Source organism: Phycisphaerales bacterium, assembly GCA_016699835.1.
Classification (GTDB): domain Bacteria; phylum Planctomycetota; class Phycisphaerae; order Phycisphaerales; family UBA1924.
Window position 1 is genome coordinate 2,063,941 of sequence record CP064987.1, and the last position, 12,286, is coordinate 2,076,226.

The 12,286-nt window shown below is 66.9% G+C and carries 9 protein-coding genes; 5 read left to right on the top strand and 4 right to left on the bottom strand.

Going from position 1 to position 12,286, the window contains the following annotated elements; genetic code table 11:
* The first annotated feature begins 14 nt into the window (after positions 1 to 14).
* Both IPK69_08600 and IPK69_08605 read left to right on the top strand, forming a co-directional pair.
* A complete protein-coding gene (locus tag IPK69_08600) occupies positions 15 to 1,682 on the top strand; it encodes a hypothetical protein (GenBank protein ID QQS08062.1) in 1,668 nt (555 codons plus the stop codon).
* A 250-nt stretch (positions 1,683 to 1,932) separates the two neighbouring features.
* Entirely contained in the window at positions 1,933 to 3,600 is a 1,668-nt protein-coding gene (locus IPK69_08605; protein ID QQS08063.1) for a SpoIIE family protein phosphatase, read from the top strand.
* Here IPK69_08605 and IPK69_08610 read toward each other — a convergent pair.
* On the bottom strand, positions 3,597 to 4,448 hold the full coding sequence (locus IPK69_08610) for a hypothetical protein (GenBank protein QQS08064.1): 852 nt from the start codon (positions 4,446 to 4,448) through the stop codon (positions 3,597 to 3,599). The genes IPK69_08605 and IPK69_08610 overlap by 4 nt on opposite strands.
* On the opposite strand from IPK69_08610, the gene IPK69_08615 reads away from it, so the two are divergent.
* From IPK69_08615 to IPK69_08625, 3 genes are read left to right on the top strand one after another with little or no spacing between them, the layout of a single operon-like run.
* The gene (locus IPK69_08615; protein QQS08065.1) at positions 4,447 to 8,097 is read left to right on the top strand and encodes a DUF115 domain-containing protein; all 3,651 of its coding nucleotides are present in this window, start codon (positions 4,447 to 4,449) and stop codon (positions 8,095 to 8,097) included. The two genes, IPK69_08610 and IPK69_08615, sit on opposite strands and share 2 nt — an antisense overlap.
* Positions 8,094 to 8,861 (top strand): acylneuraminate cytidylyltransferase family protein, encoded by a 768-nt coding sequence (locus IPK69_08620; protein ID QQS08066.1) that lies wholly within the window; start codon positions 8,094 to 8,096, stop codon positions 8,859 to 8,861. The genes IPK69_08615 and IPK69_08620 overlap by 4 nt, the downstream gene beginning before the upstream one ends.
* 1 nt (position 8,862) lies before the next feature.
* Positions 8,863 to 9,951: an N-acetylneuraminate synthase family protein gene (locus IPK69_08625; protein QQS08067.1), complete on the top strand. Its 1,089-nt coding sequence runs from the start codon at positions 8,863 to 8,865 to the stop codon at positions 9,949 to 9,951.
* Positions 9,952 to 9,957: 6 nt separating this feature from the next.
* Here IPK69_08625 and IPK69_08630 read toward each other — a convergent pair whose 3' ends face one another.
* From IPK69_08630 to ilvE, 3 genes are all read right to left on the bottom strand, one after another.
* Entirely contained in the window at positions 9,958 to 10,533 is a 576-nt protein-coding gene (locus tag IPK69_08630; protein QQS08068.1) for an MgtC/SapB family protein, read from the bottom strand.
* 104 nt (positions 10,534 to 10,637) lie between these two features.
* Complete coding sequence (locus IPK69_08635; protein QQS08069.1) at positions 10,638 to 11,096, bottom strand: hypothetical protein; 459 nt, start codon at positions 11,094 to 11,096, stop codon at positions 10,638 to 10,640.
* 72 nt (positions 11,097 to 11,168) lie between these two features.
* Positions 11,169 to 12,152, bottom strand: a complete 984-nt coding sequence (gene ilvE / locus IPK69_08640; protein QQS08070.1) for a branched-chain-amino-acid transaminase — start codon at positions 12,150 to 12,152, stop codon at positions 11,169 to 11,171.
* Positions 12,153 to 12,286: the final 134 nt, after the last annotated feature.

A 12,286-nucleotide genomic window follows, 5' to 3' on the forward strand; every position in this document is an offset into this window, starting at 1 on the left:
ACCGGAGCGATGCCATGAAGAATCGACGGGCAGGACAGATGACACGCGTGGCCGTAGTGTGCGCCGGGCTGGCGATGGGCTCGTCGGCCTTCGCCCAGTACGTCTCTCAGAACGCCACAGGCCGTGCACTCGAGCGTGACCTCCGCGTGGGCGGTTCGGGCAACGCCCCGCGAGCCGATTTCGCCGCCGAGGTCGCCTTCCGCAACGCCATGGTCACGGGCAACGCGCCCGGTGGGCTCTCCCTCCGCTCCAGCGTCAACTACAGCGCGCCGGGCGACTTCCGCGACACCCTCGGCGACGCCCAGAACTTCGCCTTCCGCCGCGATTCGATCTCCTCGGGTCTGGGTGGCATGGGCTTCCGCGGGACCGAAGGGCTTCAGTACCAGTTCTCCGTCGCCACGGGTCTGGGCAACTCCCCCTCAAGGCTCGTCTACGGGCGCGATGTCAACGCGACACCCGTCGCCGCCACAGGGACGAGTTCCACCGGCGTCCTCAACTCCCAGGCGACCACGCCCTCGTTCGGCGTGAGCGGATGGCAGTCCCCCAGCGGCGCGCTCCGATCCACCTCGTCCTACACGGCCAATCGCGCCCTCGCCCCCGTGGTCCTGAGCACCCGCGAATCCGATCAAGGTCAGGTCATCACCGCGACCAGCGGCCTCCTTGGTGTGAAGTACATCCCCACCGGCGTCACCGCGGCACCGCTCATCCCCGAGCCGCTGCGAACACTCGGAGAACAGCCACGCGAAGCCCCGATCCCGGGCGCTGGCTCCGAGAGTGCCGTCCTGCCCGCGACGGAACGGCCCATCTCGAGTGGATACGAGCAGTTCCGAGCCCGTCTCGACAACTTCGCCGGGACACAGCGCGCGACCAGGCCCGCGACGAGTGAGTTGCCCAAGGCCACGCCGACCGACGATCCATCGAAGAGCGATCGCCCGGCTCCGGGCGCGACGTCGGACGATCGCGACGCCAGGAGCACTTCCACCCAGGATCGACTCAACGACCTCCGCGACCTGCTCTCGGGGCGCGGCGCGAGCGACGATTCCCGCGCGTCAAAGCCCGGTGATCCACGCCCCGGCGAGGCAAACACATCCACGCCAGCACTCGACCACGACCTCCTCGGCGTGATCCGCAAGGCCGGCGAGGATCGCACCACGAGCCTCTCGGGATCGACACTCTCCACCGCCGACGCCTATGGCCGGGCCCTCAAGGACGCCGAGGACAAGATGCGCGAACGACGTTACCTCGACGCCGAGGAGAAGTTCTCCCTCGCCCTCCAGATTCGCCGGGGCGACATCTCGGCGATGGCGGGACGGATCAACTCCCAACTCGCTGCGGGGCTCCTCCTCTCCGCCTCCGTCAATCTCAAAACGCTCATCACCGAGCACCCCGAGGCCATCGGGATGCGCTTCGGTGAGGCGCTCATGCCCGACCAGGCGCGCCAGACCGAACTCCTCCAACTCCTTCGATCCAACCTCACCGAGTCGTCCGGGATCACCCAGCGCCTCCCCCGTGAGTCGGCCCTGCTCCAGGCGTACCTCGGCTACCAGCGAAATGACGAACCGGCCATCCGCGAAGGACTCATCCTCCTCCGCCGTGAGACCAGGAACCAGAACGAGAACACTCTCTGGATCGACGTCCTTGAGGGCGTCTGGTTGGCCAATCCGAGTCCTGCAAACCCTTGACTCGCCCTGGAACACCCGCCTCGCCAGTGGGGGAGTTTCGACCTAATATCCCCCGAATCACTCCGAGGCCGCATGGGCGTTGGACCAGGTGGGATGGGGGGGGTGGTGGGGAGGGGTACTCGACGTGAGCATGCCGGGCGATCAATCTGTGGCGCAAGATGCTTCAGGTAAAGACATTGCGACGGTTTCGCTCTCTCGCAGCCTCGTTCCGGGCCTGCCTGTCGATCGCCCCCTGACGATCGTCGATTTCTTGACCGATGGCTCACTCGCCGCGCTTTGCCAGGAACTCACCCGCCTCTCGGGCGTGGTGGTCCAACTCCGCGATGCCTCTGGCCGGCTCATCGAGCGTGATCTTCCCACCACCCCAGGACATGGCGCGTGGCGTCTCAATGATGCGGCAACCTCACCTCCCATCGAGCCGGGGTCGATCGAGATCCCACTCCTCCTTGATGAGGCGCCCATTGGCACGATCGTCATGGGCCCGGGCAACCCCGCCCTCCCCGACGATGCGCGACAGGTTCTCCAGCGTGCCCTGGTCCTCCTCACGCGCACGGCCTCTGAACTCTGCGAGCACGAACTCGAGTTGCGTCACCGATTGAAGGAAGTCGGCGCGATCTACAAGGTCAGTTCGATGCTCGCGCGGGCCGTCGGAGCCGAGCGCGTCCTCGAGACCGCCCTCGAGTCCGTACTCGACGCGATGGAACTCGACGCGGGCGCGATCATGCTCCTCAAGCAGGACGAGGACGGCTCACGCCACCATCCCGATGCGCAGGAGGACGAGAACGATCTCTACATGGCCGCCTCGCGCAATCTCTCGCGCGAGTGGATCACCTGGAACCAACCGCTCAGCCGAGGCCGGGCCTTCGACCGTGTCGCGCTCAACGGCGAGGTCGTTGTCTCCGAGGATCTCGCGCACGATCCGCGAGTTCTCATCCCCGATCGAGTCGCGAAGGAGGGTCTCGGCGCCACGATCCAGTGTGGCCTGATCTTCCAGGAGCGCCCCATCGGCGTGATCCGCTTGTATTCGCGACAACCGCGTGAGTTCAGCGAGGAAGACCGGCGCCTGCTCCGCTCCATCGCCCATCAGGCCGCCGTCGCCGTCGAGCAGGCTAGGCTCCTCCAGTTCGAGCGCGAGGAGCAGCGCATCCAGCGCCAACTCCAACTCGCCGCCGACGTCCAGCGTCGCATGCTCGCCCACAAGCCGCCGGACATGCGCGGCGTCGAGATCGCCGTGCGCTACCAGCCCTCCTTCGAACTCGGGGGCGACTTCTACGACTTCATCAATCTCAACGGGCACATGGGCGTCGTCATCGGCGACGTCGTGGGCAAGGGCATCCCCGCCGCCCTGCTCATGTCCGCCGTCCGCGCCAGCCTCCGCGCCCACGTCCAGCGCACCTATGACCTCGACGACGTCGTCTCCAAGGTCAACGTCGCCCTCTGTCACGACACGATGGACAACGAGTTCGCGTCGCTGTGGTACGGCGTGATCGACCCCGCCACCTGGCGGCTCACCTACTGCTCCGCAGGGCACGAGCCGACCTTCGTCGTCCGTGCGCCAGCCCATCGACCCCCGAGCAAAGCCGACATCGACGAGCTCGGCGTCGGCGGCATGGTCGTCGGCGTCGATCCCTCCCAGCGATACCAGCGCGCCATCTGCGACCTCCGCCCGCGTGACTTCATCGTCGCCTACACCGACGGCGTTCCCGACACGCTCAACTTCTCGGGCGAGCGCTTCGGCAAGAAACGCCTCCACGAGGCCGTCCTCACCGCCCTCAAGAACACGCCCGACGCCACCGCCGCGCATGTCCTCGAGCGCATCGTCTGGGAGCAGCGCCAGTTCGCGGGCCTGAACACGCGCCCCGACGACGCCACCATCATCGTGATCCGCATCGGCGACGAGGCCGCCCGCCGCGCCTAGCCGCCGACCGGATTCGTCACAAACTGCACGCTGATCGGCTCGACGTGGCGCACGCGCCACTCGCCGCCCTCGAGCCGGAGATCCAATCGCCACCAACTGAAGTGGGCAATCGTGCCATCTCTCGCGGGCACCGCCCGGATCTTCACCTGCACCACGCCCACCTCGGGCCCCGCCTGGCTCGCCTGCAACTCCTCGATGCTCCACGACGAGAGGCGGAACTCCCCATCGCCGAATCGCTTCGATGCCTCGTCGATGATCCGGTCGCGGTCGACCTCGATCGGGAAGAGCCACGCCCGCATCGTCGCGTCGCTCGTCAACCGTTCGCCCATGCCCGTCGCATCCCCGGCCGCGACGGCCGCCACCAGGGCGCGGGCCGACTGGTCGATCTTCTCACGCGGAGTCGTGACGGCCTCCGAAGCGAGAAACACGCCGCCGGCCACCAGTCCGCTCACCAGGAACGCCATCAGGGCGGCACGCCCCTTCCCGCGACCATTGAGCACCATCGCCAGCACCACACCCGCCACGAGTGCCAGCGCCACCACAATCCACGGTTGCTCGAAGAGATTGTGCTGCACGATCGACGGCGAGGGTAGTGGCGTTGGCACGGTCAACCCCGTCCCTGGGAGTTGCCCTTGCGCGACGCCAGCGCAGCCCATGCCGATCGCCGCGCACACCCCGCGCGTCCAGGCGCAACTGATTCCCCGCCAGTGACCCGCGACCGATTCTCCCCCCGCATCGCCGGTTCCGCCGATGGAGAGTTGATGAGCCTGAGCGCCCCGGCACGCATCCTGCGAGGCGTTGGTCGCCGGTTCTTTCACTGTTCGCCCGCTTTCGATTGACCTTGCCATGTCCACGACTCCCGATCAAGCCCTCGTGAGGCCCGATCTTGTGCCGAGCCTCGACACGCTCGAACGCAATCTCCGCGCCCTCTCGATCCATTCGCCGGTCGCCGCCCGTGCGGTTGCCGCGAGTTTGCCCCATCCCGAAGTCCAGTGGATACTCGCGGCCGACTCTGGCGTGACCGGCGTGTTACCCGCCGCCTCCGGTCGCCTCGTGCGTCTTTCGAGCCTGGTCGATCCGATCGCCGAGGGAGAGGAGTTCGCGAGCACCTTCGATCCCTTCATCCACGCGGCCGCCGCCGTCGCCGGGTTCGCCTGTGGGCACCACGTCCGCGCCTTGCTCGACCGCGTCGGAAAGGGCGGCATGGTCATCGCCTTCGAGCCGGATGTCTCGCTCCTGCGCTCGCTCTTTGAGCACGTCGATCTCTCGGCCTGGCTGGCGCACCCGATGCTGCGCGTGGTGGTTGAGGCCGACGCCTCCTCCGTCGCCGCCGCCGCCACGCGCGCCGAGGCGATCCTTGGCCTGGGCACGCGCCTGCTCACCCATCTTCCCAGCAAGTTGCGCCTGGGCGAGTCCGTCGCCGACTTTGATCGCGCCCTTGCCGCGACCGTCTCCGCCGTGCGCACCAACGTCGTCACGACGCTCGTCCAGTGCGAGACAACGCTTCGAAATCTCCTCCAGAACGCCGATCACTACGCGACACGCCCGGGCATCGCCGACCTCGCCGACGTCCATGCCGCCCGCCCCGCGATCGTTGTCGCCGCCGGCCCCAGCCTCGCGCGGAACATCCATCTCCTGAAGGATCCAACCCTCCGCGAGCGCGTCGTCATCATCGCCGCCCAGACCGTGCTCAAGACGCTCCTCCGCGAGGGGATCAGGCCGCACTTCGTGACGGCTCTCGATCACCACGAGATCAGCCGGCGCTTCTACGAGGGCCTCACCGCCGACGACGTCGAGGGCGTCACGCTCGTCGCCGAACCCAAGGTCAACCCCGCCGTCATCCAGGCCTATCCAGGCGAGATCCGATTCGTCCGCGATGAACTCCTCGACCTGGTTCTTGGAGAGGCGCTCGCGAGCGACCTCGGCGGCGACGACCCCGCGCGGTCCGTACCCCCCGGCGCCACCGTCGCCCATCTCTCCTACTCCTTCGCGCGACACATGGGCTGCGACCCCGTCGTGCTCGTGGGCCAGGACCTGGGCTTCACCGATGGGCAGTACTACGCCGCCGGCGCCGCGATCCACGGCGTCTGGAGCGCCGAACTCAACGACTTCAACACGCTGGAGATGATGGAGTGGGAACGCATCGTGCGCATGCGATCCATGCTCCGCGCCGCGACCGATCACCTGGGTCGGCCCATCTACACCGACGAGCAGATGGCGACATACCTCGTCCAGTTCGAGCGTGACTTTGCCGCCGACGCCTCGCGAGGCCTGCGCATCATCGACGCGACCGAGGGCGGCGTCAGCAAGCAGCACACGCGCCCCATGCCCCTCGCCGACGCGATCGAGTTCCTCGCTCCGCGCGACGCCCAGTCGCTCTCGTTCTCGCCGATGCCCACCATCGACCCGCGCGAGCGGGCCCGGCGCCTCCAGGCGCTGCAGCGCCGCGTCGATGCGCTCCGTGAAGATGTCACGACGCTCGCGTCACGAAGCCGCAGCACCGCGGACCTCCTCCGCGAGATGCTCGATCATCATGCGGACCAGCCCCGCGTCAACCGCCTCATTGCTCGCGTCGAGACCATCGCTGGCCAGGTCCGTGCCGCCGAGCACGCTTTCCGCCTCGTCGAGTTCCTCAACCAGACCGGCTCGCTCCGCCGCTTCAGGAACGATCGCCACATCGCCCTGGAGCGGAGCCTCAGCGAACTCGAACGTCAGAAGCGGCGCATCGAGCGCGACATCGACAACGTCACCTGGATCGCCGACGCCGCCGATCAGGCCAGGTCGATGCTCGGCGACTGCCTCGGCGCGATCGCCGGCGGCCCGCGCGTCACGCGCGATGCCTCCGCCGCCACCCACGCCGCGTCGACCTCATCCGACGCGACCCAACTCGCGTCGAATCACGCGCCCGACCTCGCCATCGCGTCACGCCCGCGCGTCGCTGTCCTCATCCAGGCCGACACGACCGTCGGGGGGCTCGGCCAGCCACGCGATCTCGCCGCCCCCATCGTCCAGGGGCGTCACGCCCTCGCCCTCACGCTCGAACGCCTCGCCCGGTGCTCGTCTGTCGACACCATCGCGATCGTCACGCCGCAGATCGAGCACGTCCGCCGCCTGACGGCCTCGGTCGAGCCGCTGCTCATCGCCGCCGGCAAACGCCTCATCATCGCCGAGGCCGACCAATCGCTTCTGCGTGATCGCCTCCACGCAATGCGAGGCGGGCGCTCGTGGTCGCGCGCCTCGTGGCGCGGCGGCGTCGGACGGCTCACCGTCTTCGATGAGGTCTGTTGCCCCAAGATCCTCGCCCCCATCGCCCACGAACTCGAACTCGACGCCGCGGTCCTCGTCGGGCCCGATTGGCCCCTCGTCGATCCCGCGATCATCGACGCCCTCGTCGCCCGCCACGCCGAAAGCCCCGAGCAGCACCCGCTGACTTTCACACAGGCCCCGCCCGGCCTCGCCCCATGCCTCGTCACGACCGGGCTCCTCGACGAACTCGCCGCGTCCTCGGGTCCGCTCGCGTCCCTGGGCGTGTATCTGGGCTACATCCCCGTGGCGCCCCAGGCCGACCCGATCGCCCGCAGCGCGTGCGTCTCGATTCCCTCGAGCGTCCGCGATTTGCACCATCGCTTCATCGCCGACGCGGGCCAATCATCCCTCGCCGCGAGCATCCTTCGCGACCACGCCGGGCGCCACCACGAACTCACCATCGAGTCGATCGCCCGCTGGTGCGCCGAGCACGACGATCAGATCTCGCCCGCGCCGCTCCCGCCGATCATCGATCTGCGGCTTGCCGCGCCCGACGTCCCGCCGATCAGCGCCTCGCTCATCGACACGCTCGCGCGAGAGTTGTCGCAGCGTCCCGACGCCGCCCTCACGCTCCTGGGCGAGCCCGACGCCGCCGATCATCCGCGCCTCGCCGAGATCGTTGAGTATCTCCGCAAGTCCGGCCCGTGGCCCATCCACGTCCGCACCCGCCTCGTCGATGGCGTCTTCGATGCCGAGCGCCTCGCCCGCCTCGCGCCCGACATCATCAGCATCGACATCCCCGCCACCCACCCGAGCACCTATCACGCGCTCACCGGCCTCGATGCGCTCGCACAAGTGGAAGAGGGCCTCAACACCCTCGACCGATGGGCCGACGCCCAGGCTCATGCCGCGGGATTGCCCCACACATGGATCGTCCCGCGCATGACTCGCCGCGACGCCGTGTACGAACAGATCGAGGGCTTCTATGACATGGGTCTCATGCGCTTCGGCTCGTGCGTGATCGATCCGCTCCCCGCGCCCATCCCCGGCGAGCGCATCGCGCCGCTTCCGCTTCCCTCTGGCGCCAAGGCCGCGCTCCAGCGCAGCAAACTCGTCATCGATCCCCTCGGGCACGTCCGCGACGCCTCCGGCACCTTCCTCGGCACACTGGGCACACAACGCCTCTCAACCCTGTACCGTCGCGCCACAACCTCACACGAATCCAACATCCCCCTCGCGACGGCGTCATGACCACCCCCGCCCCAACCCCCGCCATCGCCATCATCCTCGGACGCGGCGGGAGCAAGGGACTACCACGCAAGAACCTCCTCCCCATCGTCGGCCGACCCTGCGTCGAGTGGACCATCCGCCACGCGCACGCCTCCAAGCGCGTCGGCCTCGTCACGCTCTCATCGGACGATGCCGAGATGCGACATCTCGCCACGACACTCGGCGTGCTCGCCCTCGATCGCCCGCCCCACCTCGCCAGCGACACGGCCCGAGTCGATGATGCCGCCCGCCACGCCCACACAGAAATCCTCAACAACGCCCCACTCCGCGAACGCCACCCCTGGCTAGGCGACTCGGCTCCCGTCGTCATCCTCTACGCCAACGTCCCCATCCGTCCCGCCGACGCCACCGATCGCGCGCTCGACACGCTCACGAGCACGCGCTGCGACTCCGTCCAGTCCTATCAGCCCGTCGGCAAGCACCACCCGTGGTGGACCGCCCGCGTCGATCCAGACACCGCATCCGTCCGCCCCTGGGAGGGCGAGATCCTCAACCACAATATCTTCCGCCGTCAGGATCTCCCCCCGGCATTCATCCCCGACGGCGGCGTCATCGCCCTTACCCCTGACGCGTTGCATCTGCGCATTCCCAACGTCGCCGATGGCCCGCACGCGTTCTTTGGCCGCGACCGCCGGGGCATCATCAATCCCGAAGGCTCCGTGGTCGATATCGACACCAGAATCGATCTCCTCGTCGCCGAAGCCATGCTGAAAGGCGCCACCTGACATGCACATCGCCGGCCGAACCATCGCCGCCACGCCCGATCTCGCCACTCGTCCATTTGTCATCGCCGAACTCGGCGTGAACCACGACGGGCGCGTCGATCGTGCGCTCGACCTCGTCCGTGCCGCCGCTCGCGCCGGTGCGGACGCCGTCAAGTTCCAGGTCTTCGAAGCCGAGCGTCTCATGAGCCGCGCCTCGCGCCTCGCGGCGTATCAAAGGGCCGCCGGCGAGTCCGACCCCGTCGAGATGCTCCGCCGACTCGAACTCTCTTTCGACGATCTTCGCGCCTGCGTTGATCTCGCCCACACCCTCGGCCTTGCCGCGATCGCCACCGTCTTCTCCCTCGAACTCGTGCCCCCAGCCCATGAACTCGCGTGGGACGCTTTCAAGACCGCCAGTCCCGACATCATCCACAAGCCGCTGCTCCACGCCCTCTCCAAAACAGGGAGGCCCCTCATCGTCAGCACCGGCGCCAGCACGCCCGACGAGATCCAGCGGGCCGTCCAATGGCTCACCCCCGCCCACGATCGCCTCGCGATCTTGCAATGTGTGAGCAGTTACCCCACGCCGATGGAGCACGCGGAACTCGACGGGATCCTCGCGCTCCGCGCGATGTTCGATCTTCCCGTCGGCTACAGCGATCACACCCAGGGCATCGACGCCGCCTGTGAGGCCACGCGTCGCGGCGCGTGCATCCTCGAGAAGCACTTCACCCACGACACAAACGCCAAAGGCCCGGACCACGCCGCGTCACTCGTCGAGGCCGATCTCGCCCGATACGTCGCCCGAGCACGCGAAGGCGCCAAAGTCGCGGCCACAACTCCACGCTCCCCATCGCCAGGCGCAACCAAACGCGTCATCCCCATCGAGCAGGACGTGCGCACGGTCTCTCGCCAGTCCATCGTCGCCGCGCGCAGCATCAAGGCAGGAACACCGATCCGCCGGGTGGATCTCACCTTCAAGCGCCCCGGCACAGGACTCCCGCCCTTCGTACTCCAGAGTGTTCTCGGCCAGATCGCCACGCGCGATATCGAGGGCGACACGCTACTGAATCAGGACGATCTCGCCCAGAGGCGCGCGATCGCGTCCTGACTTCGCTCACTCCTTGGGATCAAGTGGCCGTCCATCCTCATCGATCACGATCCGCTGCACGTTCGTCCCGTTGCGCGACTCGAGCGTCTCAGGATCAGGGAAGTAGTGCTCCTCGACATACTCGAGGATGATCAGCGTGAAGAGCGTCCCCACACCAAGGATGCCCGCGAGTTTGTAAAAGCCCAACCCGCACCCCGCCCCGATCGCCGCCGTCACCCACACCGCCGCCGCCGTCGTCAGCCCGCGCACGGCCTTCTTGTTCTGGATCACCGCCCCCGCGCCCAGAAACCCGATCCCTCCGATCAATCCCTGGATCACGCGGCTGATCTCCGCCTGACCCAACAGACGCCCTTGCGCATTGCTGGTGGCGCTGGTCAAGCCGGCGTCCGCGAGCGACTTCGCCATCGCGTGGATTGCCTCAAGGCCCACGATCACATACCCGGCCGATCCCAGCGAGATCAGGATCATCGTCCGAAACCCGGCGGGCCGGTGCTTGCGTTCCCGTTCGAGCCCGACGAGTGCGCCCAGTCCCGCGGCCGCCCCCAGTCGCACCGCGATCTCGAATGCAGAGAGTCCGTCCATAAGGACGCTACTGTGCGGTAATATTCAGATCATGTCAAGGAAGCGCTAAGCAGAATGTCAGTTTCGACAGAATCCATCGTCGCAATGTGCCGCACAGAAACAGGTTATGGTTTCGACGGCGTCGCGGACTCGCCAGTCGAATCAGGCGATGGAGGCATGGAATCGTCTGTCGGCGCGCCGTGCTCACCGGCCGCGCCCTCGGGCTTCTCTTCTTCTTTGGGCGAGAGGCTCAAGAACGGGATCGTCTTATCGATCGACTCGATCGTCCCACGAAGCCCTGCCAGATGACCGTCGAGTTTCACGAGCGTCGCGTCCATCGAGGGCATGACCTGCAGGCTCGTCTGCAACGCGACCAGTTGCACCTTGAGCGACTCCATCTGTCCCTTCAACTCGTCGAGTTGCTGGTTCGTCTTGTCCAACGCGGCGAGTTGCGATTCGACGTGCTCCAGCCGCCCGTTCACGCCACGCAGGTCGTTGCGGATGTCCCACACCACGCACCCGCCCTGCAACACGGCGCACCCCACCACCCCGGCCATCGCCAGCACTCGCCTCTGCATCGGCACAACCCCTTCTCGTGGCACAGGCGCCTAGCCCGTGACGACTTTCTCTCCGCGTTCACAGATGAAGAGCACGCACTAGTTCACCGGCACGTTCGGCCCCGTGACGATCTCGCGGAACTTCGCCCGCAGTTTCGCCGTGATCGGGCCCTCGCTGGCGCTGATCTTGTGTTCCTTCTTCTCGTGGTCGATCTGCGTGACCGCGATGATCTCCGCCGCCGACCCGGTCAGGAAGACCTCTTCGGCCTTCAGCACCTCGTCCAGGCGCATCTCCTTCACCACGCACTTCAAGCCGCACATCGGCACGAGTTCATCACGCACGAACTTCTGCGTGATCCCCTCCAGCGAGCCGGACGTCCCCGTCGTGTTCGGCGGCGTGTACAGCACGCCACCCTTCACGATGAAGATGTTGTCGCCTGTGCACTCGGTGACCCAGCCATCGGGCGAGAGCATTATCGCCTCAAGGCACCCCTGCTCGATCGCTTCGACCTTCGCGAGGATGTTGTTGAGGTAATTCAGGCTCTTGATCCGAGGATCAAGGCACGCGACCGGCGTCTTGGGACGCTTCGCCACCACCACACGCATCCCGCTCGTGTACCAGTCGTTGGGATACAGCGAGATCTGGTCGGCGATGCAGATGACGCCAGGCACCGGGCACAGCCTCGGATTCAACCCCAGCGTCCCCACGCCACGCGAGACAATCATGCGGATGTATCCCTCGCTCAAGCCGTTGGACTCGATGCACATCTGCTGGATCGCGACCATCTGCTCCTTGGGGAAGGGAATGTTCAGGTGGATCTTCTCCGCGCAGCGATACAGCCGGTCCACGTGCTGCTGGCACTTGAAGATCTTCCCCTGATAGACGCGGATCCCCTCGAAGACGCCGTCACCATACAAGAGCCCATGGTCATACACCGAGACCACGGCCTGGCTCTTGGGGACCATCCGACCGTTGACGAAGATCAGCGGCTTCTCGCTCGTCTCGGCCTTCCACAGGTCGGGCGAGGGAAGGTCAAATGCGGCCTTCTCACGGGCAATCGTCGGGCGTGCTGCGGTCGTCATCGTGCGTCCTCCATACTTTGGGCCGACGGCCTCAGAATCCTGTGTGTTCCCCACCGGTCGCGCTCAAAGGTCGTACTCGATTCCATCACTCACAACGTTCCACGAGCGCAGCGCTCATCATAGACATCATGAAA

Bases quoted from the DNA above. Each gene is read 5' to 3' on its own strand.
- IPK69_08600 (QQS08062.1), top strand. From the start codon at position 15: ATGAAGAATCGACGGGCAGGACAGATGACACGCGTGGCCGTAGTGTGC.
- IPK69_08615 (QQS08065.1), top strand. From the start codon at position 4,447: ATGTCCACGACTCCCGATCAAGCCCTCGTGAGGCCCGATCTTGTGCCG.
- IPK69_08610 (QQS08064.1), bottom strand. From the start codon at position 4,448: ATGGCAAGGTCAATCGAAAGCGGGCGAACAGTGAAAGAACCGGCGACC.
- IPK69_08620 (QQS08066.1), top strand. From the start codon at position 8,094: ATGACCACCCCCGCCCCAACCCCCGCCATCGCCATCATCCTCGGACGC.
- IPK69_08625 (QQS08067.1), top strand. From the start codon at position 8,863: ATGCACATCGCCGGCCGAACCATCGCCGCCACGCCCGATCTCGCCACT.
- IPK69_08630 (QQS08068.1), bottom strand. From the start codon at position 10,533: ATGGACGGACTCTCTGCATTCGAGATCGCGGTGCGACTGGGGGCGGCC.
- ilvE (QQS08070.1), bottom strand. From the start codon at position 12,152: ATGACGACCGCAGCACGCCCGACGATTGCCCGTGAGAAGGCCGCATTT.